Below are 25,713 nucleotides of genomic sequence, written 5' to 3'. Positions count from 1 at the left end.
CCCCACCGCCGCCTGGCCGACCACGGTTCTATCTGGGCCGACCACGGTTCTACCTCGCGTGACCACGGTTCTATCTCGGCCGACCACGGTTCTACCTCGGCCGACCAGAGTTCTACCTCGGCGCCCAAGCGGCAGCCCCGAGCGCGACGACGGGCCCGCGCCTCGGAGGTGCGGGCCCGTCGTCGTCGGGGTCAGCGGTTGCGCTTGATGAGCGACACGTCGCGGACGGCGCCGCGGTCGGCGGACGTCGCCATGGCGGCGTAGGCCTGGAGAGCCGGCGAGACGTAGCGGTCTCGGTCGACCGGCTGCCACGGGTTCTCGCGCGCCTCCATCTTGGCGCGGCGCTCGGCGAGCACGTCGTCGGGCACGTTGAGACGGATGAGTCGCGTGTCGACGTCGATCTCGATCTCGTCGCCGTCCTCGACGAGACCGATGACGCCGCCCGCGGCGGCCTCGGGCGAGACGTGGCCGACGGAGATCCCGGACGACCCGCCGGAGAAGCGGCCGTCGGTGATGAGCGCCGTCACCTTGCCGAGGCCGCGACCCTTGATGAACGACGTCGGGTAGAGCATCTCCTGCATGCCCGGGCCGCCCGCCGGGCCCTCGTAGCGCACGACGACGACGTGGCCGGGCTGGACCTGCTTGGTGAGGATCTTCTCGACCGCCTCGTCCTGCGACTCGCAGACGAGCGCCTTCCCGACGAAGTGGAAGACGTCCGGGTCGACGCCGGCCGTCTTGAACACGGCGCCGTCCTCGGCGAGGTTGCCGCGCAGCACGGCGAGGCCACCCTCGACGGTGTACGCGTGCTCGAGGTCGCGGATGCAGCCGTTCGCGGCGTCGGTGTCGAGCGACTCCCAGCGGTTCGACGTCGAGAACGCCTGCGTGGTGCGCACTCCCCCGGGCGCCGCGTGGAACAGCTCGATCGCCCGCTCGGTCGCCTTGCCGCCCCGGACGTCCCAGTCGTCGAGCCACTCGCGCAGCGTCGGGGTGTGGACGCTGGTGACGTCGTGGTCGAGCAGCCCCGCACGGTCGAGCTCGCCGAGGAGCGCGGGGATGCCGCCCGCGCGGTGCACGTCCTCCATGTGGAAGTTCGGGTGGTTCGGCGCGACCTTCGACAGGCACGGCACCTGGCGGCTGATGCGCTCGATGTCGGTGAGGTCGAAGTCGACCTCGGCCTCCTGCGCGGCGGCGAGGATGTGGAGCACCGTGTTGGTGGAACCGCCCATCGCGACGTCGAGGGCCATGGCGTTGGAGAACGCGGCCTTGGTCGCGATCGAGCGCGGGGCGACCGAGTCGTCCTCGTCCTCGTAGTAGCGCTTGGCGAGGTCGACGATCGTGCGGCCGGCCTCGAGGAACAGCTCCTTGCGCGCGGCGTGCGTGGCGAGGGTCGAGCCGTTGCCCGGCAGCGACAGGCCGAGCGCCTCGGTGAGGCAGTTCATCGAGTTCGCGGTGAACATGCCCGAGCACGACCCGCACGTGGGGCACGCGTTCTCCTCGACCTGGGCGAGGGCGGCGTCGGACACGTTGTCGTCCGCCGAGTAGTTGATCGCGTTGACGAGGTTGAGGTGGGTCTTGGCGACGCCGTCCGCGATCACCGCCTTGCCGGCCTCCATCGGGCCGCCCGACACGAAGATCACCGGGATGTTGAGCCGCAGCGCGGCGTTGAGCATCCCGGGTGTGATCTTGTCGCAGTTCGAGATGCACACGAGCGCGTCCGCGCAGTGCGCATTGACCATGTACTCGACCGAGTCGGCGATGAGGTCGCGGCTCGGGAGCGAGTAGAGCATGCCGCCGTGGCCCATCGCGATGCCGTCGTCGACGGCGATGGTGTTGAACTCCTTGGAGACGCCGCCCGCCTCGCGGATCGCCGACGCGACGAGGTCGCCCATGTCCTTGAGGTGGACGTGGCCGGGGACGAACTGCGTGTACGAGTTCGCGATCGCGATGATCGGCTTGCCGAAGTCCTCCGAGCCCATGCCGGTCGCGCGCCAGAGGGCGCGGGCGCCGGCCATGTTGCGGCCGTGGGTGGACGTCCGGGAGCGCAGGGGGCGGCTCATGTCGGTTCAGCTCCTTCGACGGGTGGCCGCGGCCGATCCTCCGGCCGCCGGGTCACATTACGCCTGCCGGCGACCGGACGAACCGGGCGTCCGTCTCGTGGTCGTCGAGCTACGTACGTGGAGTCCCTACCCACCGAGGGATCTCCACCTAAACGTTACGTAAGGGTTGAACCGCCGCGGGCACCCCTGCCACCGTGGGCGAGCACGTCACGGCCAGGGACCTCCGCGACGCCTCGACGGAGAGCGACACCGCGCAGGCGCGGCAGGCCAGGTCCCGGCACCGACCGATCCTCAGATCCCGTTCCCGAGGGGGCACCTCATGTCCACGTCCACCACGCGCACGACCGCACCGCCCGACGCGTCGTCCGGGGCCGCTCCCGGCGCCGCGGCCGGGCCCGGCCTCGTCACCCAGGACGACGTCGTCACGCGCTCCGCCGCCCGGCACGCCCTCGCGCTCGCCCGGCTCGGCGGCGCCGTCGTGTTCCTCTGGCCGTTCGCCGACAAGCTCCTGGGCCTCGGGTACGCGACGCCGCGTGATCGCGCATGGCTCGCGGGCGCAGCCCCGGCCCAGGGGTACCTCGAGCACGGGGTTCAGGGGCCGCTCGCGGGCACGTTCGCCGCGATGGCCGGCCCGGTCACCGACTGGCTCTTCATGCTCGGGCTGCTCGGCGTGGGGCTCGCGCTCCTGCTCGGGATCGGCCTGCGCGTCGCCGCCGTGTGCGGCGCGCTGCTCTTCGGCATGCTCTGGCTGTCCCAGTGGCCGGTAGCGGCGGGATCGAACAACCCCGTCGTCGACCAGCACGTCCTCGTGGTCCTGCTCCTCGTCGTCCTCACGACGACGCTCGCGGGCGACACCTGGGGGCTCGGACGTCGCTGGGCCGCGCTGCCCCTGGTCCGCCGGGCGCCCTGGCTGCGCTGACGGCAGGACACGGGGCCGGAACCGCGCGGGGTCGCGACGGCGCGACCTCGCGCGACCGCGGTCGTCGTGCATACGGCGATGCCCGGTCAGGCCCCGGCCGTGTGGGCTCCCTCGAGCTCGTCGGCGTGTCGGATGTGCCGCGTGACCCACGGCGCGAGCGCGAACAGCGCGAGGGCGAACACGAGGGTCACGGCGCCGATGCTGCCGAAGTACGCGGTGTCCGACGCCCCCTCGGTGACCTGCACGACCTGCGCCGTGATGGCCTGCCCGGCCGCGGGCGCGAGGAACCACAGGGCCATCGCCTGGGAGCGGAACGCCTTGGGCGCGAGCAGCGTCGTGGCCGCGAGGCCGACGGGCGAGAGGCACAGCTCGCCGAGGGTCTGGATCACGTAGACGAGCACGAGCACCCACGACGGCGCCTTGCCGTCGCCGACGACCGCGGACGCGACGGCGAGGAAGAGGAACGAGACCGACGCGAGCGTGAGGCCGATCGCGAACTTGTTGGCGGTCGTCGGGCGGTCGCCCGTCTTGAGCCAGATCCACGCGAACACCGGCGCCAGGACGATGATCGACAGCGGGTTGACCGACTGGAAGAACTCGGGGCTGATGCCGACGCCGAAGAAGGTGAGGTCGGTCCGGTCCTTCGCGAACGCGGAGAGCGTGGTGGCCGCCTGCTCGAAGATCATCCAGAAGAGCATCGCCGCGACGAACAGCGGGATGTACGCGATGACGCGCGGCCGCTCGGCGTCGGTCACGCGCGGCGAGCGGTACATGACGACGAAGTACGCGATCGGCGCGAGGAACGCCAGGTAGGACATCGTGTCGATGAACGTCGAGATGTCGAAGCCGCCGGCCACCAGGACCGCGAACAGCCCGACGAGCACGACGCCCGCGGCGATGAGCAGGAAGATGCGCGCGATCTTCGCCCGCTCCTCGGGGCGCACCGGGTTGGGCACGTGCGCGCCCGCCTCGCCCAGGTAGCGGCGGCCGGCGACGAAGAACACGAGCGCGACGGCCATGCCGACCGCCGCGACGGCGAACCCGGCGTGGTAGCCACCCCAGGCACGTGCCGCGCCGACGAGGAACGGCGCGACGAACGACCCGAGGTTGATGCCCATGTAGAAGATGGAGAAGCCCGAGTCGCGCCGCGGGTCGTCGCGCGCGTAGAGCTCGCCGACCATCGAGGACACGTTGGGCTTGAGCAGCCCGGTCCCGAGGGCGACCATCGCGATCCCGGCCATCGAGAAGCCCGTGCCGGGAATCGTGAGGCTCACGTGCCCGGCCGCGATGATGATGCCGCCGTACAGGACCGAGCGCCGCGAGCCGATCACCCGGTCTGCGAGCCAGCCGCCGACGACCGAGAGCAGGTAGACGCTCGTGCCGTAGACCGAGACGAGCGCGAGCCCGGTCGTCTCGTCGATGCCGAGGCCGCCGTTCGCCACGGTGTCGGTGAGGTAGAAGAGCAGGATCGCGCGCATCCCGTAGTAGCTGAACCGCTCCCACAGCTCCGTGGTGAAGAGCGTCAGCAGGCCGCGCGGGTGCCCGAAGAACGCGTGGTCCCCCTCGATCACCCCCGCTGCCGGGCCCTCGGCCGCGCCGACGCCCGCCGCAGCGCCCGTCCCGAACGGCGGTGCGCCCGGCTCGGGCTCGGTACGCGCCTCGCGCCCGAGCGCGCGGCGCCGGGCGTCGTCCTTCCCCTGCGGGTCGTCGCCGTCCATCTTGCGATGCTCCCACCGGCGTGCGCGGCAGGCGACCGTTAGCGTGGCCGGATGCCGACGATCTGGTGGTGCCGCCGCGACCTGCGGCTCGCCGACAACCCGGCCCTTGTCGCGGCCGTCGAGACCGCCCGGGAGGCGGGCGACGACGTCGTCGCGCTCTACGTGCTCGACCCGCCCCTCTGGCGCGGCGCCGGCGACCCGCGCCGGTCGTACCTGGCGCGCAGCCTCGCCGCGCTCGACGCCGCGACGGACGGGCGGCTCGTGGTGCGGCACGGGGACCCGCGCGCGGTCGTGCCCGCGCTCACGCGTGAGGTGGGCGCGGCGGAGGTGCACGTCGCGGCGTCCTACGAGCCCTACGGCGTCGCGCGGGACGAGGCGGTCGCGCAGGTGCTGACCGACGGCGGGGCTCGCCTCGTGCGCACCGGCTCGTCCTACGCCGTCTCGCCCGGACGCGTGCTCACGCGCACGGGGACCCCGTTCCAGGTCTTCACGCCGTTCCGCGAGGCGTGGGTCGCGCACGGGTGGCGCGACCCGGTGCCGCGCCCGCGCGACGTGCCGTGGGCGTCGTTGCGCTCCGACGGCGTCCCGGACGACCCGGGGACCGACGCCCGTCTCCCGGCCGCGGGCGAGGCGGCCGCGCGCCGCCGGTGGCGGGACTTCCTGGAGGACCACCTCGCGGACTACGCGACCGAGCGCGACCGCCCCGACCGGCCGGCGACGTCGGGCATGTCGATCCCGCTCAAGTGGGGCGAGCTTCATCCCCGGACCCTGCTCGCCGACGTGCGGAGCGCCCTGCACGACGGGCTCGCGCCGTCCGACGACGCGCTCGCCTACCGCTCCGAACTCGCGTGGCGCGAGTTCCACGCGGACGTCCTGTTCCACCACCCGGAGGCGGCACAGCGGTCGCTGCGGACCGTCGTGCCCGAGGACGCGTGGGCGACCGGCGCGGACGAGGACCGGTACCTCGCGGCCTGGGCTGCCGGACGCACCGGTTACCCGCTCGTCGACGCGGGGATGCGCCAGCTCCTCGGCGAGGGGTGGATGCACAACCGCGTGCGGATGGTGGTCGCGTCGTTCCTCGTCAAGGACCTGCACGTGCGGTGGCAGCGCGGCGCGGCGCACTTCATGGCGCACCTCGCGGACGGCGACGTCTCGCAGAACCAGCTCAACTGGCAGTGGGTCGCCGGGACGGGGCGCGACGCCGCGCCGTTCTTCCGCATCTTCAACCCGGTGGCGCAGGGCAGGAAGTTCGACCCGGACGGCGCGTACGTGCGCCGCTGGGTGCCGGAGCTGCGGAGCATCGAAGGACGGGCGGTCCACGAGCCCTGGACGCTGCGCGAGCAACCGGCCGGCTACCCCGAGCGGATCGTCGACCACGCCGTCGAGCGCACGGTCTCGCTCGACGACTTCGAGCGCGCACGGCGCCTCTGAGATTTCTCAACCAAAGGGTTGACTACGAGGCGACGTGGGCGTAGCGTCGTAGTCAACCAAGCAGTTGATGAACGGACGCCGCATCGCGGTGCCCGACGAGGAGGTCCCGTGACGGCCGACCCGCTCTCCCGCGTGTTCTCGGCGCTGGCCGACCCCACACGCCGCGACATGGTGGCCCGGCTCGCGTCGGGCGACGCCAGCGTGGGCGAGCTCGCCCGGCCGTACGACATGTCCGTCCAGGCGGTGTCCAAGCACCTGCGCGTGCTCGAGGACTCCGGCCTGGTGACCCGCACGACGGACGCCCGACGCGCCCCCGTGCACCTCGAGGCGGAGGTCTTCGACCTCATGACGAAGTGGATCGAGCGCTACCGGCGCGAGGCGGAGGACCGCTACCGCCGCCTCGACGACGTCCTGCGCGACCTGCCCGACCAGGCCGCGCCCCCGAACGACCCGATGACAGGAGCACCGTCATGACCACCACCGGCACCCACGAGACCGAGATCGTCGTCCCGAAGGACCTCCCGATCGTCCGCATCGTGCGCGAGTTCGACGCGCCCGCGGCAAAGGTCTTCCGCGCCCACCTCGACCCCGAGCTGTTCGCGCGCTGGAACGGCCCGCGCTACCTCACCCAGCGCAACGAGCACTGGGACGTGCGCACGGGCGGCGCCTACCGCTACGTCCAGGTGGACCCCGACGGCAACGAGTACGCGTTCTTCGGCAGCGTCCACGAGGTGCGCCCGGACGAGCTCATCGTCCAGACGTTCACGTACGAGGGCTTCCCCGACGGCGTCTCGCTGGACCGCCTCGTGTTCGAGGACCTGCCCGACGGGCGCAGCCGCCTCACCGCGACGTCGCTCGTCGACTCGTTCGAGGGTCGCGACGGCTTCGTCGCGAGCGGCATGGAGGTCGGAGTCCGCGAGGGCTACGAACAGCTCGACGAGCTCCTCGCGGAGTCCTGACCCCCACCGTGCGAAGTAGAACGCTGGTAACCCGAGGTAGAACCCTGGTCATGACCAGGGTTCTACCTCGCGGGACCAGGGTTCTACCTCGCGAGACCGGGCGGCGCCCACCAGCGGTGCCGCCCCGTCGTCGTGCTCAAAGATGGGTGGTTCCCCGTGCCCGGCCCCCGCGGCCGGGCACGGGAGTCTGCGCCCCTCAGGCCTCGCCGCGCGCGAGCAGTCGGCCCGTGGGGCGGTCCAGGGTGATCTCCTCGCCCCGCAGGTACGTCGCGACGACGGCGCCCGAGAGCGCGCGGTCGGCGTACGGCGTGATGGGGTTCTTGTGGTGGAGGGCCTTCGGGTCGACGACGAACGCCGTGTCCGGCTCGACGACCGCGAGGTCGGCGTCGAACCCGAGCGCGATCGAGCCCTTGCGCTGGAGTCCCGCGATGCCGGCCGGGCGCGACGACATCCACTCGACGACGCGCGCGAACGGTACGCCCCGCGTCCGGGCCTCGGTCCACACGATCGCGAGCCCGAGCTGGAGCGACGACACCCCGCCCCACGCGGTCCCGAAGTCGCCCGTGTCGAGGTCCTTGAGGTCGGGCGTGCTCGGGGAGTGGTCGGAGACGATGCAGTCGATCGTCCCGTCGAGCAGCCCCTCCCAGAGCAGCTCGCGGTTGTCGATCTCCCGGATGGGCGGGCAGCACTTGAACTGCGTCGCGCCGTCGGGGATCTCCTCGGCCGCGAGCGCCAGGTAGTGCGGGCACGTCTCGACCGTGAGGCGCACGCCCTCGCGCTTCGCGCTGCGGATCATGGGCAGCGCGTCCGAGCTCGACAGGTGCAGCACGTGCGCGCGCGCCCCGGTCCAGCGCGCGGCCTCGATCACCGCGGCGATCGCGACGTTCTCCGCGCCGCGCGGACGCGACGCGAGGAACGTGTCGTAGTGGTCGCCGTGCGGGGTGGGCGCCCGCTCGATCGCGCGCGAGTCCTCGGCGTGCACGAGCATGAGGCCGTCGAAGTCGGCGAGGACGCGCAGGTCGGCCTCGAGCTCGTCGGGCTCGAGGTACCCGAACTCCTCGACGCCCGAGTGCAGCAGGAAGCACTTGAACCCGAACACGCCCGCGTCCCACAGGGGCCGCAGCTCGTCGGCGTTGCCGGGCACGGCCCCGCCCCAGAACCCGACGTCGACGAAGGCCTGGTCGCGCGCGACCTTCTGCTTGGTCTCGAGCGCCTCGACGTCGACGGTCGGCGGGATCGAGTTGAGCGGCATGTCGACGATCGTCGTCACACCGCCCGCGGCGGCGGCCCGCGTGGCGGACGCGAAGCCCTCCCACTCGGTGCGCCCGGGCTCGTTGACGTGCACGTGCGTGTCCACGAGCCCGGGGATGAGCACCTGGTGCGGCTCCAGCTCGACGACGCGCGCGCCGTCGAGCCCCGCACCGAGCGGCTCGATCGCGCGGACCACTCCCCCGCTGACCCCGACCTCGCGCGGCTGCTCCCCCGACGCGACGAGCACGCGCTCGGCGCGGACGACGAGGTCGTACTCGTGCTCCTGCGGGACGGTCGTGCTCATCCCACCCTCCCTCTCTTCCAGGGCTCTGACCAGCGTTCTACTTCGCGTACCAGCGTTCTACTTCGGCGGTCGACGATTCAGTCGAGCAGCGCGGTCGCAGTGGGCGCGTCCTCGGCCGAGATCGCGAGGTCCTCGAACTCGTTGACGCCCGTGAGCTCCACGCCCATCGCGATGTTCGTCACGCGCTCGAGGATGACCTCGACCACGACGGGCACGCGGAACTCGGCCGCCATGCCCTGCGCCTTGGCGAACGCGTCGCCCAGCTCCTCGGGGTCCGTCACGCGGATCGCCTTGCACCCCAGGCCCTCGGCCACCTTGACGTGGTCGACGCCGTAGCCGTTCGTCTCGGGAGAGTTGATGTTCTCGAACGAGAGCTGGACGTGGTAGTCCATGTCGAAGGCACGCTGGGACTGCCGGATGAGGCCGAGGTAGGAGTTGTTCACGACGACGTGGACGTACGGCAGGTTGAACTGCGCGCCGACCGCGAGCTCCTCGATCATGAACTGGAAGTCGTAGTCGCCCGAGAGCGCGACGACCGGCTCGTCCGGCACGGCCTTCGCGACGCCGAGCGCCGCAGGGCCGGTCCAGCCGAGCGGACCCGCCTGCCCGGCGTTGATCCAGTGCCGCGGCTTGTAGACGTGGAGGAACTGCGCGCCCGCGATCTGCGAGAGCCCGATCGTCGTGACGTAGCGCGTCTCGGGCCCGAAGGCCTTGTTCATCTCCTCGTACACACGCTGCGGCTTGATCGGGACCTCGGTGAAGTGCGTCTTGCGCTGGAGCGTCCGCTTGCGCTCGGCGCACTCGGCGGCCCACCCGGAGTAGTCGCGCGCCCGCCCCGCGTCGCGGCGCTCGCGCGCGACCTCGACGAACAGCTCGAGGGCGGCCTTCGCGTCGGAGACGATGCCGTAGTCGGGCGCGAACACCCGTCCGATCTGCGTCGGCTCGATGTCGACGTGGACGAACGTGCGGCCCTCGCGGTAGGTGTCGAGGCCGCCCGTGTGGCGGTTGGCCCAGCGGTTGCCGATCCCGAGCACGAAGTCGGAGGCGAGCAGGTTCGCGTTGCCGTAGCGGTGCGACGTCTGGAGCCCGGCCATGCCGGCCATGAGCGCGTGGTCGTCGGGAATCACGCCCCAGCCCATGAGCGTCGGGATCACCGGGACGCCCAGCGTCTCGGCGAGCTCGACGAGCAGGTCCTCGCCGCCCGCGTTGACGATGCCGCCACCCGCGATGAGGAGCGGTCGCTCGGCGGCGAGCAGCAGGTCGATCGCCTTCTCGGCCTGGGCGCGCGTCGCCGTCGGGCGGTGCACGGGCAGCGGCTGGTACGTCGCCGGGTCGAACTCGATCTCCGCGAGCTGCACGTCGATCGGCAGGTCGATGAGCACCGGGCCCGGGCGGCCCGAGCGCATCAGGTGGAACGCCTGCTGGAAGACCTGCGGGACCTGGCCGGCCTCGAGGACGGTCTTGGCCATCTTGGTCACCGGAGCGGCGATGCTCGCGATGTCGACGGCCTGGAAGTCCTCCTTGTCGAGCTTGGCGACCGGCGCCTGGCCCGTGATGCAGAGCATCGGGATCGAGTCGGCCCACGCGGCGTAGAGGCCGGTGATCATGTCGGTGCCCGCGGGGCCCGACGTGCCGATGCAGATGCCGATGTTGCCAGGCTTCGCGCGCGAGAAGCCGTCGGCCATGTGCGACGCGCCCTCGACGTGGCGGGCGAGCACGTGGTCGATGCCGCCGTGGGCGCGCATCGCGGAGTAGAAGGGGTTGATGGCGGCACCGGGCAGGCCGAAGGCCTGGGTCGCGCCCTCGATCTCGAGGATCGCCACTGCGGCATCCACCGCACGCATACGAGGCATGGTTTCTCTCCTTGCTGGAGGTGACGTCGCCGTCAGGGAAGGTCAGGAGCCGTCGCGGCCGGACAGGCGCTCGACGCCGCGGAACAGGCCGGAGTGGTCGAGGCCGCCGTCGCCGTTGGCCCGGGCGGAGGCCATGAGCTGGGCGACGAGGCCGCCGAGCGGCGCCACGACGCCCGCCTCGCGGGCCGCGGCGGTGACGATGCCGAGGTCCTTGTGGTGCAGCTCGATGCGGAAGCCGGGGCCGAAGTCGCGGTCGAGCATCTTGCGCGCCTTCTGGTTCAGCACGGCCGAGCCCGCGAGCCCGCCGCCGAGCACCTGGACCGCGGCGTCGGTGTCGACGCCGTACGCCTCCAGGAACACGATCGCCTCGGCGAGCGCCTGGATGTTCGCGGCGACGATGAGCTGGTTGGCGGCCTTGACGGTCTGGCCGGAGCCGTTCGGGCCCACGTGCACGACCGTCTTGCCGACGACGTCGAGGAAAGGCTTGGCCGACTCGAAGTCCTCGGGCGTACCGCCGACCATGATCGACAGCGCCGCGTTGATCGCGCCCGGCTCGCCGCCGGAGACGGGGGCGTCCACGATGCGCAGGCCCGCGTCCGTCGCCTGCCGCGCGAGCGCGACCGTGACGTCGGGACGGATCGAGGAGAAGTCGACGACGAGCGCGCCGGGCTTGGCGTTCGCGAGGACGCCGTCGTCGCCGGTGAGGACGGCCTCGACGTCGGGCGAGTCGGGCACCATGATCGCGACGACGTCGGCTCCGGAGACGGCGTCGGCGACCGACTCGGCCGCGCGCCCGCCGACCTCGACGAGCGGCGCCGCCTTCTCGGGGCTGCGGTTGTAGCCCGCGACGTCGTGGCCGGCGTTCTGCAGGTGGACGGCCATGGGGCTGCCCATGATGCCGAGTCCGATGAAGGCGATGGAGGCCATGGTGTGCTCCTCTGCGGTGGGGTCGGGTCGGGGGGTTCTGGGGCGGGCGGCGGACGGCGTACGAACGACCGCGGGTCGCGTCAGCGCTCGGCGGCGGGGAGCCACGCGAACGGGTCGGCGGCCTCCGTCTTGTACTCGAGGCCGATCCACCCGTCGTAGCCGCCGGCGCGCAGGTCCTTGGTCCAGCGCTCGATCGGCAGGTCGCCCGTGCCGGGCTCGCCGCGCCCGGGCGCGTCCGCGATCTGCACGTGCGCGACGCGGCCACGGTAGGTGGAGAGGGCCTGGTCGACGTCGTCGCCGTTGACGGCCAGGTGGTAGACGTCGAACAGGAGGCCGAGGTTCGTCTCGCCGTGGTCGGTCGCGACCCGGTCGATGACGCGCACGGCGTCCGCGGCCGTCTTCAGCGGGTAGGCGGGCGCGCCGCTCACGGGCTCGACGAGCACCGTGCCACCGATGCGCCCGACGGCCCGGGCCGCGAGCGCGAGGTTCTCGGCCCCCAGCTCGTCCTGCGCCTCGGGCGTCTCGCCCTCCTGGCGGTTGCCGTAGAGCGCGTTGAACGCGCGGCAGCCGGTGCGCTCACCGATCGCGGTGACGACGTCGAGGTTGGCGCGCAGGTCGGCCGAGCGCGCGGGCCACGACACGAGGCCGCGGTCGCCGCCGGGCATGTTGCCGGCGTAGAAGTTGAGGCCGGTGAGCTGGACGCCCGCCGCCTCGATCGCACCGACGAACGCGTCCACCTCGTCCTGCGCCGGCGTGGGCGACGCGAACGGCCACCAGAACTCGACGCCACGGAAGCCCGCGGCCGCGGCGGCGGCCGGCCGCTCGAGCAGCGGCAGGTCCGTGAGCAGGATCGAGCAGTTGACGGTGTACGTCGGTGCGGGGCTCATCGTCGTCTCCCTGGGTCCGTCCGCGTCTCGCTGCGTTGCGATTCCATTGTGCGGAACTTTTCTTCTGCTGTATGGAAGTGTAGGCCTCCTCGCTGCGGAGCGTCAACAGCCGAGCCGGCCCCGTCCGGTCGTGGGCACGAAGAGGGCCCGGTCCCGCGAGCGGAACCGGGCCCTCTTCGTGCCCCACCGGGTCCTGCGTCAGCGCCGGCGGTCGAGCTTGACCTGCCGGTTCACGTCCTTGTAGAGGAGGTAACGGAACGGCTTGGGGCCGCCCGCGTAGCAGGCCTGCGGGCAGAACGCCCGGAGCCACATGAAGTCGCCCTCCTGGACCTCGACCCAGTCCCCGTTGAGGCGGTAGACGGCCTTGCCCTCGAGCACGTACAGGCCGTGCTCCATGATGTGCGTCTCCGCGAACGGGATGGACCCGCCCGGCTGGAACGTCACGATGTTGACGTGCATGTCGTGCGCGAGGTCGTCGGGGTCGACGAACCGCGTCGTCGCCCACGCGCCGTCGGTGTCCGGCATCGCGCGCGGCTCGACGTCCTGCTCGCGCGTGACGAACGACGTCGCGGTGTGACCCGGGATCGGCTCGTACACCTTGCGGATCCACTGGAACGCCGCCTTGGCGTCCGAGCGGTTGTGCAGCGCCCACCGCTCCCCCGCCGCGAGGTAGGCGTACCCGCCGGGCTCCAGCACGTGCTCGACGCCCGCGAGCGTGAGCACGAGCGTGCCCTCGGTGACGAAGACGACGGACTGCACGGTCTCCTCGTCCTCACCCTGGTCCGACCCGCCGCCCGGCGAGACCTCCATGACGTACTGCGCGAACGTCGTCGCGAACCCCTCGATCGGCCGGGCGAGCACCCACAGCCGGGTCTTCTCCCAGCCGGGCAGGTTGCTCGTGACGATGTCGCGCAGCACGCCGCGCGGGATCACCGTGTAGGCCTCGGTGACGATCGCGCGGTCGGTGAGCAGCTCGGTCTGGCCGGGCAGGCCACCCTGCGGGGTGTAGTAGGGGGTGGTCTGGGTCATGGGGGCACTCCTCGAGATGATGGGCCCGACCCGACGACGGTCTGTCGTCGTGGCGGGTGGACGGGAAGGTGGGGCGTGGGTCAGCCCGCGACGGGCTGCGGGGCGTGGCCCGAGACGCGGACGGCGTCGAGCCCGGCACGGTCGAGACCGGTCGCGGCGCGGACCTCGGCCTCGGTGAGCGCGCCGCAGTCGACGCCGCGCCCGAGGAACCAGGCCATCGCCTTGGCCGTGGCGGGCTCGTCGAGCACGCCGCCGGCGTCGGGCACGAACCCGACGTACGCGGCGAGCCGCGCGAGCGCCGAGGCGGCGCCCTCGCGGTAGAACGCGTACGTCGCCGCGAACCGGCTCGGGAGCTGCGCGGGATGCAGGTCCCAGCCCTGGTAGTAGCCGCGCTCGAGCGAGCGGCGCACGAGCCGCCCGTGCAGGCGCCACGCCGCGTCGACGGCCTGCGGGTCACCGACGGGGAGCACGTTGGTCGACCCGTCCGACAGGCGCACGCCCGTGCCCGCGACCGCGAGCTGCATGACCGACTTCGCGTGGTCGGCCGCGGGGTGCTCCATGGACTGGTACGCCGCGGCGATCCCGAGCGACGCCGAGTAGTCGTACGTGCCGTAGTGCAACGCGGTGACGCGCCCGGGCGCCGCGTGCACCAGGCGCGCCACGGTCGCCGTGCCGTCCGCCGCGAGCAGCGCCTGCGGCGTCTCGACCTGCACCTCGAACCGCAGGCTGCCCGGCTCCAGGCCGTTCGCCTGCTCGAGGCGCTCGCACGCGAGGGCCATCGCCTCGACCTGCTCCGGCGCGGTGACCTTGGCGAGCGTGACGACGAAGCCGTCGGGCAGGCCCGCGTGGCCCTGGGCCGCGCGCGCCGCGACGAGCTCGGCCACGAACAGCGCGAGCGTGCGCACCCCGCGCCGGCGCGTCGCGGCCTCGAGGCACTTGATGCGGATCCCGCTGAACGGCGTCGCGGTGCCCTGCGCCTCGGCGCGAGCGAGCTCGCGCGCGGCCGCCGCGACCGCGGCGTCCTCGGCCGCGTCGCCGCGGTCGCCGAACCCGTCCTCGAAGTCGATCCGCAGGTCCTCGATCGCCTCGACGGCGAGCTTGGCGCGCACGCGCTCCGCCACGGCGTCGGCGAGGTCGCACCCGGACCCCGCGCCGATCCCGAGCAGGTCGACGAGGCGACGCACCCCGTCGGCACCGCCGCCCGCCGCGTCGACCGCCTCGCGCGCCCGCGCCGCCCACTCGGGCGCGAGCCCCGCGGCGTACCGGTCGCCCGGCACGTAGACGGTGTGCACGGGCTGGCGCGAGCCGTCGTCGCCCGGGTACCGCGCCTCGAGCTCCGCGTCCCAGGGCCCGAGCAGACCGTCGAGCGTCGCGTGCAGCGCGTCGATCCCCTGCTCGCTGAAGGCCGTCCCCGACGCCGAGCCCGAACCCTCCGGGAGCCCCGCCGGCATCAGGAGGCGTCCTGCTCGTGCGCGACGACGTCCTCGTACGCCGGGAGCGTGAGGAAGTCGACGTAGTGCTCGTTGAGCGCGATGTCCTCGACGAGCGCGGCGGCCCGGTCGTAGGGGCCGGCGTCGTAGGCCTCGTGCCCGACGTCGTCGCGCAGCCGCGCGGTCTCCTCGCGCAGGAGCGTGCGGACCAGGTCCGCGGTGACCGTCGTGCCCGCGCTCTCGCCCGCCGTGAACGACGCACCGGAGCGCACCCACTGCCACACCTGCGAGCGCGAGATCTCCGCGGTCGCGGCGTCCTCCATGAGGTTGTGGATCGCGACCGCGCCGTTGCCCGCGAGCCACGCCGCGACGTACGCGACGGACACGTACAGGTTGTTGCGCAGCCCGGCCTCGGTGACGTCGCCCTGCGCCGACGACACGTCGAGGAGCTGGTCGGCCGTGACGTGGACCTCGGGGCGCTGCCGGTCGAGCTGGTTGGGCCGCTCGTCGAGCACGCCGTCGAACACCTCGCGGCACACGGGCACGAGGTCCGGGTGCGCGACCCACGAGCCGTCGAACCCGTCGCCGGCCTCGCGCTGCTTGTCCGCGCACACCTTGTCGAACGCCTGGGCCGTGACCTCGGGCTCGCGCCGGTTCGGGATGACCGCGGCCATGCCGCCCATCGCGAACGCCCCGCGCTTGTGGCACGTCTGCACGAGCAGCTCGGTGTACGCGCGCATGAACGGCGCGGTCATGGTGATCGCGCCGCGGTCGGGCAGCGTGAACGACGGTCCCGAGTCGCGGAAGTACTTGATGACGGAGAACAGGTAGTCCCACCGACCCGCGTTGAGCCCCGACGCGTGGTCGCGGAGCTCGTAGAGGATCTCGTCCATCTCGAACGCGGCCGGGATGGTCTCGATGAGGACCGTCGCGCGGATCGTCCCGTGCGGGATCCCGAGCGCCTCCTGCGCGTACGTGAAGACCTCGTCCCACAGGCGCGCCTCGAGGTGGGACTCCATCTTCGGCAGGTAGTAGTACGGCCCGGACCCGCGCGCGAGGAGCTCCGCGGCGTTGTGGAAGAAGTGCAGGCCGAAGTCGACGAGCGCGCCGACGGCGGGCGTCCCGTCCACCGTCAGGTGCACCTCGTCGAAGTGCCAGCCGCGCGGTCGCACGACCATGACGGCGAGCGCGTCGCCGTCGGTCTCGGGGCGCAGCGCGTACTGCTTGCCCTCCGGCGAGGTGAACGCGAGCGTGCGGCGCGTGGCGTCGTGCAGCGCCACCTGGCCGCCGACGACGTTGGCCCAGTGCGGCGTCGACGCGTCCTCGAGGTCCGCGAGCCACACCTTCGCGCCCGAGTTGAGCGCGTTGATCGCCATCTTGGGCGTCGGCGGGCCGGTGATCTCGACGCGGCGGTCGCGGAGGTCGGCGGGCGCACCGGCGACCGTCCACTCCCCCGCTCGCACGTCGGCGGTCTCGGGCAGGAAGTCGAGGCGGCCGGTGCGGGCGACCTCCTCGCGCCGCGCGGCGCGCGCGGCGAGCAGCTCGTCGCGGCGCGCACCGAACCGGCGCTGGAGCGCGGCGACGAAGTCGAGCGCGTCGGGCGTGAGGATCTCGTCGGACCGCTCGACGGCGGGTCCGTGGACGGCGACGGCCGTGGTGGTGGTCATGGTGTGTCCTTTCTGCGGGGCGGCCGGGCTGACGACGGTGCGTCAGGACCGGGGCGCCGACCCGACGTGGTGGCCCGACGTGGTGCTCCCCTGAGCCTGCTCCGCACGGCCGCGCTCCGCGACCTCGGCGACGGCGCGCGCGACGGCCTTGGAGACCGCGGGCTCGAACACGCTCGGCACGATGTAGCTCGCGCTGAGCTCCTCGGGGGCGACGGCGTCCGCGATGGCGACGGCCGCGGCGCGCAGCATCTCGTCGGTGATCTCGCTCGCGCCGACGTCCAGCAGACCGCGGAAGAGCCCCGGGAAGGCGAGCACGTTGTTGATCTGGTTCGGGTAGTCGCTGCGGCCCGTCGCGACGACGGTCGCGTGCTGCGCCGCGGCGATGGGGTCGACCTCGGGCGTCGGGTTGGCGAGCGCGAAGACGATCGCGTCGTCGGCCATCGTCGCGACGTCGTCGCCCGTGAGGATGTCGGGACCGGAGACACCGATGAACACGTCGGCCCCGGCCAGGCCCTCGCGGAGCGTGCCCGTGAAGCCCTCGGCGTTGGTCGTCTCGGCGAGGCGCCGGCGGTGGTCGTCCGTGAGGTTCGCGCCCGGGTGGATCGCGCCGTGTCGGTCGAACGCGACGATGCGTCGGGCGCCCTGGCCCTGGAGCAGCGAGATGATCGCGTTCCCCGCCGCACCCACGCCGGAGACGACGATGCGCACGTCCTCGATCGACTTGCCGACGACGCGCAGCGCGTTGGTCAGCGCCGCGAGCACGACGATCGCCGTGCCGTGCTGGTCGTCGTGGAACACCGGGATGTCGAGCTCCTCGCGTAGGCGGCGCTCGATCTCGAAGCAGCGCGGCGCCGAGATGTCCTCGAGGTTGATCCCGCCGTACACCGGCGCGATCGCCTTGACCGTGCGGATGATCTCCTCGGTGTCCGTCGTGTCGAGGCACACGGGCCAGGCGTCGACGCCCGCGAACTGCTTGAACAGCGCGGCCTTGCCCTCCATGACCGGGAGCGCGGCGGCCGGGCCGATGTCGCCCAGGCCGAGCACGGCGGTGCCGTCGGTCACGACCGCGACCGTGTTGCGCTTGACCGTCAGGCGACGCGCGTCCTCGGGGCGCTCGGCGATGGCGAGGCACACGCGCGCGACGCCGGGCGTGTAGGCCCGGGCGAGGTCGGCGCGGTGGCGCAGCGGCACCTTGGGGTTGACCTCGAGCTTGCCCCCGAGGTGCATGAGGAACGTCGCGTCGCTCACGTGCCGCACGGTGATGCCGTCGAGCGCGCTCAGCGCGTCACGGATGCGCTCCACGTGCGCGGCGTCGACGGTGTCCGCCGTGACGTCGACGACGAGCCGGTCCGCGCCCGACTCCGAGACGTCGACGCCCGTGATCGCGGCGCCGGTCGCGCTCACCGCCGCGACCAGGTCGCTCGCGGTGCGGTGCCCGCTGGGGGCCTCGACGCGCAGCGTGATGGAGTAGCTCGGGCTGGTCGCGGCGCTCTTCGCCGTCGCGGCCTGCGTCTCTGGAGCCTTCGTCTCGGACGTCATGTTCGTTCCTTCTTCTCGTATGCTGATGCGTGTCTTCCGTGATGCGGAAGGGAGCGCGGGAGGTTCCCGCACTGCTCAGGCGAGGTGCACCCGCCGTCGGGCGGCACCTGGTGGACAGGAGATGGTGAGATGGCCGAGACCTCGGCGGCGACGGAGCCGACGGAGACCGCCCCGGGCACGCGGGCGGCGAAGCCCGCCGGGGGCGTGCAGTCCGTGGACCGGGCGATCGAGCTGCTCGAGCTGCTCGCCGACTTCGGCGGCGAGTCCGGGCTCAGCGAGCTCGCGCAGCACGCCGGGCTGCCCCTGCCGACGATCCACCGGCTGCTGCGGACGCTGCTCGCCCAGGGCTACGTCCGCCAGACGCCGTCGCGGCGCTACACGCTCGGCCCGCGGCTCATCCGCCTCGGCGAGTCGGCCGGTCGCCAGCTCGGCGCCGGAGCACGGCCCTACCTCGAGCGGCTCGCGCACGACCTCGGCGAGTCGGCGAACCTCGCGATGATCGACCGCGACATGGCCGTCTACGTCGCCCAGGCCTCGTCGAGCCACTCGATGCGGATGTTCACCGAGGTCGGCCGACGCGTCTACACGCACTGCACAGGCGTGGGCAAGGCGGTGCTCGCCCAGCTCCCCGACCAGACCGTGCGAGAGATCATGGGCCGGGTCGGCATGCCGCCCGCGACCGACCAGTCGATCACCGACGTCGACGCGCTCCTCACGGAGCTCGCGGCGACGCGCGAGCGCGGGTACGCGATCGACGACGGCGAGCAGGAGCTCGGCGTGCGCTGCTTCGCCGTCGCGGTGCCCGACGCCCCGACCCCCACCGCCCTGTCCGTCTCGGGCCCCGCGGCACGCGTGACGTACGAGTTCGGGGAGCGGGCGGTGCCGGTGCTGCGCGACGTCGCGAGCGAGCTGACGCGCGAGCTCATCACCGCGGCACCCTGAGGCGCGAGGCCCCGAGGCGGTGCCCGGGGCCGACGAGCCGGGACGCGACGGTGCGGGCGCGCCCTGCCGGACCGCGGGTGCTCCGCGGTCGGGCAGGGCGCGTCCGTCCGTCACGGTCGGCTCAGCAGAACCCGGTGACGGTCGCCCAGGCGCGCGGCTCGGCCGGCTCGCCCTCGCGCTGGACCGTGGCCTCGATGAGGCCGTACGGGCGGTCGGCCGCGTAGAAGACCTCGTTCGGGTTGTCGAGGCCGAACGGGGCGAGGTCCACGAGGAAGTGGTGCTTGTTCGGCATCGAGAACTTGATCTCGGCGATCTCCGGGACGGCCTCGAGCACGGCCTTGCCCATCGCGAACAGCGTCTGCTGCAGGGCGAGCGAGTGCGTGGTCGCGAACGCCTCGAGCTGGATCGCGCGGACCTTCGCGTACACGGCGTCGAAGTCGACGTCCGTCGTCGTGTAGCGCCACCGCGAGGTGACCGACGTCGCGAGGATGCGGTCGTTCGTCTCCACGAGGGTCGTGTAGCGGTCGCGCGGGAACCCGTGGAACTCCGAGCCCGTCGACTTCAGCACGACGAGGTCCGTGAGGCCCGAGACGACGAAGACCTCGTCGCCGTCGCGCTGGACGACGGTCGTGCGCGTCTCCTGGTTGTTCCGCACGAACGCGTGGTCGTGCTCGCCGTCGGCGGTCTCGATGCGGTTCCAGGAGTACTGCTCGATCTCCCAGCGACCGCCCTCGATCCACTCGAAGTCCTCGACGAAGTGCCGGCCGAGGCGGATCGCGAAGTCCTCGATCGCGCCGACGCCGTCGCGGGCGAACGCGTAGATCGTGTTCTTCTGCGTGTCGGTGGCGACGCACTTGGAGTTGTCGCCCTCCAGGTGCGTGGCCTCCTGCCCGCCCCGCAGCTGCGAGGAGACGTTGAGGTCCGTGATCTCGTGGCGCGGCGTGGCGCGGTCGACGCGCACGAGGCGCACCTCCGCCTTGCCCCACTGGTTGTCGCCCAGGACGATGGCCCCGCTGCTCCGCGTGGCCGCCGGCTGCTCGGCGGTCGTGGTGGTGCTCATGTCAGCTCCCTCGATAGGTCGAGTAGGCGAACGGGCTGAGCAGGACGGGGACGTGGTAGTGCTGCTCGGCGCTCGCCACCCGGAAGACGATGACGACCTCCGGGTAGAAGGACACGGTGTCTCGCCGGTCGAAGTACTCGCCCGTGTCGAACACGAGCCGGTACGTACCGGGGACGAGGGTCTCGGGCCCGAGCTCGGGCACGCGACCGTCGTCGTTCGTGCGGGAGGACGCCACCAGGGACCAGCCCTGCCCCGTCGTCCCGACCGCGATCTCCGGAGCCGCCTCCAGGCGGACGGCGATCCCCTCGGCGGGCCTACCGCTGGCCGCGTCGAGTACGTGCGTGGTGATGTGGCTGGCGTGGGTGCTCATGCCGTCAGCATTCCCTTCAGCCGCAGCGCGGCGATCTCGCGCAGGTTGCGGGCGGCGTTCGCCCGCTCGGTGTCGGCGTCGTTGCCGAGCCGCTCGGTGAGCTGCTCGAGGATCTCCTCGGCGCTGCGCCCTGCGGCCCGGATGAGGAACACGTGCCCGAACCGCTCCTCGTACGCGCGGTTGCCCTCGGCCAGTCGGCGCTGGAGGTCGTCGTCGGACGTGTCGACGCCGGACTGCTCGGACCGCGACATGCTCGCGTCCGCCGCGTCCCCCTGCGCGCGCTCCCCGATCCGGGGGTGGCGGGACAGCGCCGAGTCGACCTCGTCGTCGGTCCACGGGTCCGCCGCGGTGAGCGCCGCGTCCGCGGCGTCCTCCACGGTCGGGTACGGGCGTCCCGCGGCGACCGCGTCTGCCCACCGCGCGACGTGCGCGCACGCGAGGAGCGCCTCGCGCGCCTCCTCCGGCGACAACCGGTTGAACTCGTCCAGCGTCATCGCTGCGTGTCCCTCTCGACGTCCGCCCGTCGGCGGTGTCCGACACAGCCTCAGGCTCCGATTTCACATCTCGGAAGTTTGTTTCCGTCTTATGAATGTACGTCCCGGCCCTGACCCCTGTCAACCACGGTCCTCCGCGGCGGGCCGCGGCGCACGTCACGAGTCCACCCACCGCGGGACCGCGCGCCCCGGAGCACCTTCCCCGAGGACCGCACGTGCCCGAGAGCTGCGCGTCCCCGGGGACGACGAAGGGCCCGGCAGCGGATGCTGCCGGGCCCTCCCGTCTCGTCCTTGCGCGCGACCGCGTCACCCGACGGCTCAGGGTGCGCCGAGGCCCGCCCGGAACTCGTCCTCGAGGATGCTCATGACCGTCGCGTCCGCCCACCCGTCCCCGTCGCGGTAGACGTCGCGCAGCCGGCCCTCCTCGCGGAAGCCGAGCGACTCGTAGAGCATCCGCGCCCGCGGGTTGATGCTCAGCACGTCGAGGCTCACGCGGTGCAGGTGCGGCCCCTCGTGCCGGATCCCCTCGACGTCGGTCGCGCCCTCGAACGCGAACCGCAGCACCTCGAAGATCGCCTCACGGCCGTAGCCGCGGCCCCGGTAGTTCGGGAGCAGCGCGAGGCGCAGGTTCGCCGAGCGGGCGTCCTCGTCGAGGTCGTTGAGGACGATCTCGCCGATCATCTCGTCGCTCACAGGCTGACCGTCGCGCACCGCGCCGGCGGTGATGGCCCAGTCGTACCGACCCTCGCGGTCGCTGATCGTCGCCGACCACGCGTCGATCTGGTCGCGCGTGAACGTCGCCGTCGTCCCCGTGAGCCGGTTCGACTCCGGGTCCTGGAGCGACTCCCACATGCGGTCGGCGTCCCGCGCCTCGATCGGGCGCAGGCGCACCATCTCCCCGAGCAGGACCGGTCCGCGCGTCACGGCGTCAGCCGATCCGCTCGAGGATGAGCTCGCGCACGCGACCGGCGTCCGCCTGTCCGCGCGTCGCCTTCATGACCGCACCGATGATCGCGCCGACCGGTCCGAGGTTGCCGCCCCGGACCTTCTCGACGACGTCCGGCTGCGCGGCCAGCGCCTCGTCGATCGCGGCGAGCAGCGCGCCGTCGTCGGACACGACCTCGAGCCCGCGGGTGGTCACGACGGCCTCCGGGTCTCCCTCGCCGGCGAGCACGCCGTCGAGGACCTGGCGGGCGAGCTTGTCGTTGATCCGGCCCGCGTCGACCAGCCCCTGGAGCGCCGCGACCTGGGCGGGCGTCACCGGCAGGGCCTCGAGGGCGACCTCGTCCTGCTTGGCGCGACGGGCGAGCTCGCCCATCCACCACTTGCGTGCGCCGGCCGGGCTCGTGCCGGCGGCGACGGTGGCCTCGATGAGGTCGATCGCGCCCGCGTTGACGACGTCGCGCATCTCGGCGTCCGCGTAGCCCCACTCGCCCTGGAGACGACGGCGGCGCGCGACCGGCAGCTCCGGGAGCCCGGCACGGATCTCCTCGATCCACTCGCGCGGGGGCGCGATCGGGACGAGGTCCGGCTCCGGGAAGTACCGGTAGTCCTCGGCGTCGGACTTCACGCGCCCCGACGTCGTGATGCCGGTGTCCTCGTGCCAGTGCCGCGTCTCCTGGATCACGGTGCCGCCCGCGTCGAGCACGGCGGCCTGGCGCGAGATCTCGTAACGGACCGCGCGCTCCACGGAGCGGAACGAGTTGACGTTCTTCGTCTCCGTCCGCGTGCCAAGGGGCGATTCCGGCGTCGGGCGCAAGGACAGGTTCACGTCGGCGCGGACGTTGCCGCGCTCCATGCGGGCCTCCGACACGTCGAGCGCGCGGAAGATGTCGCGCAACGTCTGGACGTAGGCGCGCGCGACCTCCGGGGCGCGGTCACCCGCCCCCGTGATGGGCCGCGTGACGATCTCGACCAGCGGGATACCGGCCCGGTTGTAGTCGACGAGCGAGTACTCCGCGCCGTGGATGCGGCCGGTCGCGCCACCCACGTGGGTGTTCTTGCCGGCGTCCTCCTCCATGTGCGCGCGCTCGATCTCGACGCGGAACACGGTCCCGTCCTCGAGCTCGACGTCGATCCACCCGTCGTAGGCGATGGGCTCGTCGTACTGCGACGTCTGGAAGTTCTTGGGGACGTCCGGGTAGAAGTAGTTCTTGCGCGCGAACCGGCACGTCTCGGCGATCTGGCAGTTGAGCGCGAGCCCGATGCGGATCGCGTACTCGACGGCCTTGCCGTTGACGACCGGCAGCGCACCCGGCAGCCCGAGCGAGACCGGGGTCACCTGGGTGTTCGGCTCGGCGCCGAAGCTCACCTCGGCCGGGCAGAACATCTTGGTCAGCGTGCCGAGCTCGACGTGCACCTCGATCCCGATGACGGGGTCGTAGCGGCGCGTGGCGTCGGCGAAGTCGACGAGGTCGACGGTCGTGGCGGTCATCCGACCTGGCCTTCCTTCTCGATGGTGGCCGTGGGCAGCGCCGGCGCGCGGTCGAGGAGCGGGCCGCCCCACGCGCTGAGCAGCGCGGACTCGAGCGCGGCGCCTACCCGGTACATGCGGTCGTCGGCCTTGGCCGGCGCGAGGACCTGGAACCCGACGGGCAGCCCGTCGTCCGACAGGCCCGCCGGGACTGACATGCCCGGGACGCCCGCGAGGTTCGCGGGGATCGTCGCGACGTCGTTGAGGTACATCGCCAGCGGGTCGTCGAGCTTCTCACCGAACCGGAACGCCGTGGTCGGCGCCGTCGGGGAGACCAGGACGTCCGCGTGCTCGAAGGCCGCGGCGAAGTCGCGCTGGATGAGCGTGCGGACCTTCTGCGCGCTCCCGTAGTAGGCGTCGTAGTAGCCCGCCGACAGCGCGTACGTGCCGAGGATGATGCGGCGCTTCACCTCGTCGCCGAAGCCCGCCCCGCGGGTCGCGGCCATGACGCGCTCCGCGGTCACCGGGCCCTCCTCCGGCTCGACGCGCAGGCCGAAGCGCATGCCGTCGAACTTCGCGAGGTTGCTCGACGCCTCCGACGGCATGATGAGGTAGTACGCGCCGAGGGCGTACTCGAAGTGCGGGCAGGAGACCTCGACAATCTCCGCGCCCAGGCCGCGCAGGAGGTCGAGCGACTGCGCGAACCGCGCGCTCACGCCCTCCTGGTAGCCCTCGCCGTTGAGCTCCTTGACCACACCGACGCGCACGCCCGACAGGTCGCCCGTGGCGCCCTGGACCGCCGCCTCGACGAGCGCCGGCGCGCGGCCGGGGATCGACGTCGAGTCGCGCGGGTCGTAGCCCCCGATCAGCTCGTGCAGCAGCGCGGAGTCGAGCACGGTACGGGTCACGGGACCCGCCTGGTCGAGCGACGACGCCATCGCGATGAGGCCGTAGCGCGACACCCCGCCGTACGTGGGCTTCACGCCGACGGTGCCGGTGACGGCACCGGGCTGGCGGATCGAGCCGCCCGTGTCCGTACCGATCGCGAGCGGTGCCTCGAACGCGGCGACCGCCGCGGCGGACCCGCCACCCGACCCGCCCGGGATGCGATCGAGGTCCCACGGGTTGCGCGTGTTGCCGAACGCGGAGTGCTCGGTCGACGAGCCCATGGCGAACTCGTCCATGTTCGTCTTGCCGAGGATCGGCAGCCCCGCGGCGCGGACCTTCTCCACGAGCGTGGCGTCGTACGGCGGGATCCAGCCCTCGAGGATCTTGGAGCCGGCGGTCGTCGGCATGCCCTGGGTCACGACGACGTCCTTGACGGCGATCGGGACGCCGGCCAGCGGGTGCAGCTCCTCGCCCGCCACGCGCCGCTCGTCGACCGCGCGTGCCGTCGCCAACGCCTCCTCGGCGTTCACGTGCAGGAACGCGTGCACGGCACCGTCGACCGCGGCGATCCGGTCCAGGTGCGCCTGGGTCGCGTCGACGCTCGAGAAGTCACGAGCGGTGAGCCCTTCCGCCAGCTCGGCGGCGGACAGGCGAGTCAGGTCCTCGCTCATCTCACTCCTCCCCGAGGATCTGCGGGACGGCGAAGCGCCCGTCCTCGGCCGACGGCGCCGCGGCCAGGACGTCCTCGACCGGCAGCGGCGGCTCGGGGATGTCGTCCCGGAAGACGTTGGTCATCGGGAGCGGGTGGCTCGTGGCAGGGACGTCGGGCGTCGCGACCTCGCTGACCTTGGCGATGGCGTCGACGATCACGTCGAGCTCGCCGGAGAGCCGGTCCAGCTCCTCGGGTCGCAGATCGATGCGGGCCAGCGCGGCGACGCGCGCGACCTCGTCACGGGAGATGGTGGACATGACCGCCATTCTAGTGGGGCCAGCACCCGTGCCCACCCGCGTCGCCGGCCCTCCTGGCACGGTGTCCGAGGCCGTGCCACCGAAGAGAAGGCCCAGCCGCATGGGACAGACGCGTGGTCGCCAACATAGAACCCTGGTCCCGCGAGATAGAACCGCGGTCAGGATTCATGCCCGCGTGGTCGGGTCCGCGGTGGGGTGGGCTCGGTGCTCGGGGCTGCGGCGCACTCACCCCGGTCCGGCGGCCGTGGGATCACGGAGCGCCGCTCTGACGCTCGTTCGCATCTGAGCCCACCCCCACCCTGAGCCGTCGGCCCACCTTCGTCGCTACGACGCGGCGTGAAGTCGCCACGATCAGGGACGGTCGCGACGGTCTGGCTATCCCCGACCCACAGCCGCGGTACGGCAGTGCAGCGGTGCAGCGGCGTCGTGCGGCGACCGGATGCACTGCGGAAACTGCGTGTGCGAGACCGCCACCGCGGGCGGTCGCCCGGGTGAGCGGAGACTAGGGCGAGACGACGTAGGGCGGGGTGGGTGGTGGTGCCGCGTCGTGGTCGGGCCTGGCGGGAGCCGCGAGGAACGAGCGGCGGATGGTAGACGCGGCACCAC

22 protein-coding genes are annotated in these 25,713 nt (G+C 72.6%); 5 read left to right on the top strand and 17 right to left on the bottom strand.

What is annotated here, in order from left to right; genetic code table 11:
• Nucleotides 1-191: 191 nt before the first annotated feature.
• Nucleotides 192-2,057, bottom strand: a complete 1,866-nt coding sequence (ilvD, locus tag JN535_RS13335) for a dihydroxy-acid dehydratase (protein ID WP_205206049.1) — start codon at nucleotides 2,055-2,057, stop codon at nucleotides 192-194.
• A gap of 319 nt (nucleotides 2,058-2,376) precedes the next feature.
• Between ilvD and JN535_RS13330 the strand changes: the two genes are divergently transcribed.
• Entirely contained in the window at nucleotides 2,377-2,976 is a 600-nt protein-coding gene (locus tag JN535_RS13330) for a DoxX family protein (protein WP_205206048.1), read from the top strand.
• An 86-nt stretch (nucleotides 2,977-3,062) separates the two neighbouring features.
• Here JN535_RS13330 and JN535_RS13325 read toward each other — a convergent pair whose 3' ends face one another.
• Nucleotides 3,063-4,694 (bottom strand): peptide MFS transporter, encoded by a 1,632-nt coding sequence (locus tag JN535_RS13325; RefSeq protein ID WP_205206047.1) that lies wholly within the window; start codon nucleotides 4,692-4,694, stop codon nucleotides 3,063-3,065.
• Between the two features lie 51 nt (nucleotides 4,695-4,745).
• Between JN535_RS13325 and JN535_RS13320 the strand changes: the two genes are divergently transcribed.
• The 3 genes from JN535_RS13320 to JN535_RS13310 all read left to right on the top strand — a co-directional run bounded on the left by JN535_RS13320 (nucleotide 4,746) and on the right by JN535_RS13310 (nucleotide 7,084).
• Nucleotides 4,746-6,125, top strand: a complete 1,380-nt coding sequence (locus JN535_RS13320; protein ID WP_205206046.1) for a cryptochrome/photolyase family protein — start codon at nucleotides 4,746-4,748, stop codon at nucleotides 6,123-6,125.
• A 108-nt stretch (nucleotides 6,126-6,233) separates the two neighbouring features.
• The gene (locus JN535_RS13315) at nucleotides 6,234-6,599 is read left to right on the top strand and encodes an ArsR/SmtB family transcription factor (RefSeq protein WP_307868699.1); all 366 of its coding nucleotides are present in this window, start codon (nucleotides 6,234-6,236) and stop codon (nucleotides 6,597-6,599) included.
• On the top strand, nucleotides 6,596-7,084 hold the full coding sequence (locus JN535_RS13310) for an SRPBCC family protein (protein ID WP_205206045.1): 489 nt from the start codon (nucleotides 6,596-6,598) through the stop codon (nucleotides 7,082-7,084). Before JN535_RS13315 ends, JN535_RS13310 begins: the two co-directional genes overlap by 4 nt.
• Before the next feature lie 196 nt (nucleotides 7,085-7,280).
• On the opposite strand, the gene allB is transcribed toward JN535_RS13310, so the two are convergent.
• The 8 genes from allB to JN535_RS13270 form a co-directional block, all read right to left on the bottom strand.
• Nucleotides 7,281-8,639 carry an allantoinase AllB gene (allB, locus tag JN535_RS13305; RefSeq protein ID WP_205206044.1) on the bottom strand — a complete coding sequence of 453 codons (1,359 nt, stop codon included), beginning with the start codon at nucleotides 8,637-8,639 and terminating at the stop codon, nucleotides 7,281-7,283.
• Nucleotides 8,640-8,716: 77 nt separating this feature from the next.
• Nucleotides 8,717-10,492, bottom strand: a complete 1,776-nt coding sequence (gcl, locus tag JN535_RS13300; protein ID WP_205206043.1) for a glyoxylate carboligase — start codon at nucleotides 10,490-10,492, stop codon at nucleotides 8,717-8,719.
• Nucleotides 10,493-10,534: 42 nt separating this feature from the next.
• The gene (locus JN535_RS13295) at nucleotides 10,535-11,524 is read right to left on the bottom strand and encodes a 2-hydroxy-3-oxopropionate reductase (protein WP_307868697.1); all 990 of its coding nucleotides are present in this window, start codon (nucleotides 11,522-11,524) and stop codon (nucleotides 10,535-10,537) included.
• Complete coding sequence (locus JN535_RS13290) at nucleotides 11,500-12,306, bottom strand: hydroxypyruvate isomerase family protein (protein ID WP_205206041.1); 807 nt, start codon at nucleotides 12,304-12,306, stop codon at nucleotides 11,500-11,502. The genes JN535_RS13295 and JN535_RS13290 overlap by 25 nt, the downstream gene beginning before the upstream one ends.
• A gap of 198 nt (nucleotides 12,307-12,504) precedes the next feature.
• Nucleotides 12,505-13,335, bottom strand: a complete 831-nt coding sequence (locus tag JN535_RS13285; RefSeq protein WP_205206040.1) for a bifunctional allantoicase/(S)-ureidoglycine aminohydrolase — start codon at nucleotides 13,333-13,335, stop codon at nucleotides 12,505-12,507.
• A gap of 80 nt (nucleotides 13,336-13,415) precedes the next feature.
• Nucleotides 13,416-14,786 (bottom strand): DUF6986 family protein, encoded by a 1,371-nt coding sequence (locus JN535_RS13280; protein WP_205206039.1) that lies wholly within the window; start codon nucleotides 14,784-14,786, stop codon nucleotides 13,416-13,418.
• On the bottom strand, nucleotides 14,786-16,432 hold the full coding sequence (aceB, locus tag JN535_RS13275; protein WP_205206038.1) for a malate synthase A: 1,647 nt from the start codon (nucleotides 16,430-16,432) through the stop codon (nucleotides 14,786-14,788). Before aceB ends, JN535_RS13280 begins: the two co-directional genes overlap by 1 nt.
• A gap of 42 nt (nucleotides 16,433-16,474) precedes the next feature.
• Nucleotides 16,475-17,971 carry an NAD-dependent malic enzyme gene (locus tag JN535_RS13270; RefSeq protein WP_205206037.1) on the bottom strand — a complete coding sequence of 499 codons (1,497 nt, stop codon included), beginning with the start codon at nucleotides 17,969-17,971 and terminating at the stop codon, nucleotides 16,475-16,477.
• 129 nt (nucleotides 17,972-18,100) lie between these two features.
• Here JN535_RS13270 and JN535_RS13265 point away from each other — a divergent pair, with 129 nt between their 5' ends.
• Nucleotides 18,101-18,913: an IclR family transcriptional regulator gene (locus JN535_RS13265; RefSeq protein WP_205206036.1), complete on the top strand. Its 813-nt coding sequence runs from the start codon at nucleotides 18,101-18,103 to the stop codon at nucleotides 18,911-18,913.
• 121 nt (nucleotides 18,914-19,034) lie between these two features.
• Here the strand turns inward: JN535_RS13265 and pucL are convergent, their stop codons facing one another.
• From pucL to gatC, 7 genes are all read right to left on the bottom strand, one after another.
• Nucleotides 19,035-19,973, bottom strand: a complete 939-nt coding sequence (pucL, locus tag JN535_RS13260; protein ID WP_205206035.1) for a factor-independent urate hydroxylase — start codon at nucleotides 19,971-19,973, stop codon at nucleotides 19,035-19,037.
• A 1-nt stretch (nucleotide 19,974) separates the two neighbouring features.
• A complete protein-coding gene (gene uraH, locus JN535_RS13255; RefSeq protein ID WP_205206034.1) occupies nucleotides 19,975-20,343 on the bottom strand; it encodes a hydroxyisourate hydrolase in 369 nt (122 codons plus the stop codon).
• Nucleotides 20,340-20,837 (bottom strand): 2-oxo-4-hydroxy-4-carboxy-5-ureidoimidazoline decarboxylase, encoded by a 498-nt coding sequence (uraD, locus tag JN535_RS13250; protein ID WP_205206033.1) that lies wholly within the window; start codon nucleotides 20,835-20,837, stop codon nucleotides 20,340-20,342. Before uraD ends, uraH begins: the two co-directional genes overlap by 4 nt.
• 318 nt (nucleotides 20,838-21,155) lie before the next feature.
• Nucleotides 21,156-21,761: a GNAT family N-acetyltransferase gene (locus JN535_RS13245; RefSeq protein ID WP_307868695.1), complete on the bottom strand. Its 606-nt coding sequence runs from the start codon at nucleotides 21,759-21,761 to the stop codon at nucleotides 21,156-21,158.
• Nucleotides 21,762-21,765: 4 nt separating this feature from the next.
• Entirely contained in the window at nucleotides 21,766-23,271 is a 1,506-nt protein-coding gene (gene gatB / locus JN535_RS13240; protein ID WP_205206032.1) for an Asp-tRNA(Asn)/Glu-tRNA(Gln) amidotransferase subunit GatB, read from the bottom strand.
• Nucleotides 23,268-24,809: an Asp-tRNA(Asn)/Glu-tRNA(Gln) amidotransferase subunit GatA gene (gene gatA / locus JN535_RS13235; RefSeq protein ID WP_205206031.1), complete on the bottom strand. Its 1,542-nt coding sequence runs from the start codon at nucleotides 24,807-24,809 to the stop codon at nucleotides 23,268-23,270. The genes gatB and gatA overlap by 4 nt, the downstream gene beginning before the upstream one ends.
• Nucleotide 24,810: 1 nt before the next feature.
• A complete protein-coding gene (gene gatC, locus JN535_RS13230; RefSeq protein WP_047232578.1) occupies nucleotides 24,811-25,107 on the bottom strand; it encodes an Asp-tRNA(Asn)/Glu-tRNA(Gln) amidotransferase subunit GatC in 297 nt (98 codons plus the stop codon).
• Between the last annotated feature and the right edge of the window lie 606 nt (nucleotides 25,108-25,713).

Origin of the sequence: Cellulosimicrobium cellulans (genome assembly GCF_016921195.1) — a bacterium.
In the GTDB taxonomy this organism is placed as follows: Bacteria; Actinomycetota; Actinomycetes; order Actinomycetales; family Cellulomonadaceae; genus Cellulosimicrobium; species Cellulosimicrobium cellulans_F.
The sequence above is the reverse complement of the archived record's forward strand: the minus strand, read 5'-3'. Positions and strand labels throughout refer to the sequence as shown.

Bases quoted from the DNA above. Each gene is read 5' to 3' on its own strand.
- JN535_RS13310 (WP_205206045.1), top strand. From the start codon at position 6,596: ATGACCACCACCGGCACCCACGAGACCGAGATCGTCGTCCCGAAGGAC.
- JN535_RS13285 (WP_205206040.1), bottom strand. From the start codon at position 13,335: ATGACCCAGACCACCCCCTACTACACCCCGCAGGGTGGCCTGCCCGGC.
- JN535_RS13320 (WP_205206046.1), top strand. From the start codon at position 4,746: ATGCCGACGATCTGGTGGTGCCGCCGCGACCTGCGGCTCGCCGACAAC.
- JN535_RS13330 (WP_205206048.1), top strand. From the start codon at position 2,377: ATGTCCACGTCCACCACGCGCACGACCGCACCGCCCGACGCGTCGTCC.
- pucL (WP_205206035.1), bottom strand. From the start codon at position 19,973: ATGAGCACCACCACGACCGCCGAGCAGCCGGCGGCCACGCGGAGCAGC.
- JN535_RS13290 (WP_205206041.1), bottom strand. From the start codon at position 12,306: ATGAGCCCCGCACCGACGTACACCGTCAACTGCTCGATCCTGCTCACG.
- uraH (WP_205206034.1), bottom strand. From the start codon at position 20,343: ATGAGCACCCACGCCAGCCACATCACCACGCACGTACTCGACGCGGCC.
- gcl (WP_205206043.1), bottom strand. From the start codon at position 10,492: ATGCCTCGTATGCGTGCGGTGGATGCCGCAGTGGCGATCCTCGAGATC.
- JN535_RS13280 (WP_205206039.1), bottom strand. From the start codon at position 14,786: ATGCCGGCGGGGCTCCCGGAGGGTTCGGGCTCGGCGTCGGGGACGGCC.
- JN535_RS13270 (WP_205206037.1), bottom strand. From the start codon at position 17,971: ATGACGTCCGAGACGAAGGCTCCAGAGACGCAGGCCGCGACGGCGAAG.
- gatB (WP_205206032.1), bottom strand. From the start codon at position 23,271: ATGACCGCCACGACCGTCGACCTCGTCGACTTCGCCGACGCCACGCGC.
- JN535_RS13265 (WP_205206036.1), top strand. From the start codon at position 18,101: ATGGCCGAGACCTCGGCGGCGACGGAGCCGACGGAGACCGCCCCGGGC.
- ilvD (WP_205206049.1), bottom strand. From the start codon at position 2,057: ATGAGCCGCCCCCTGCGCTCCCGGACGTCCACCCACGGCCGCAACATG.
- gatA (WP_205206031.1), bottom strand. From the start codon at position 24,809: ATGAGCGAGGACCTGACTCGCCTGTCCGCCGCCGAGCTGGCGGAAGGG.
- aceB (WP_205206038.1), bottom strand. From the start codon at position 16,432: ATGACCACCACCACGGCCGTCGCCGTCCACGGACCCGCCGTCGAGCGG.
- allB (WP_205206044.1), bottom strand. From the start codon at position 8,639: ATGAGCACGACCGTCCCGCAGGAGCACGAGTACGACCTCGTCGTCCGC.
- JN535_RS13325 (WP_205206047.1), bottom strand. From the start codon at position 4,694: ATGGACGGCGACGACCCGCAGGGGAAGGACGACGCCCGGCGCCGCGCG.
- uraD (WP_205206033.1), bottom strand. From the start codon at position 20,837: ATGACGCTGGACGAGTTCAACCGGTTGTCGCCGGAGGAGGCGCGCGAG.
- gatC (WP_047232578.1), bottom strand. From the start codon at position 25,107: ATGTCCACCATCTCCCGTGACGAGGTCGCGCGCGTCGCCGCGCTGGCC.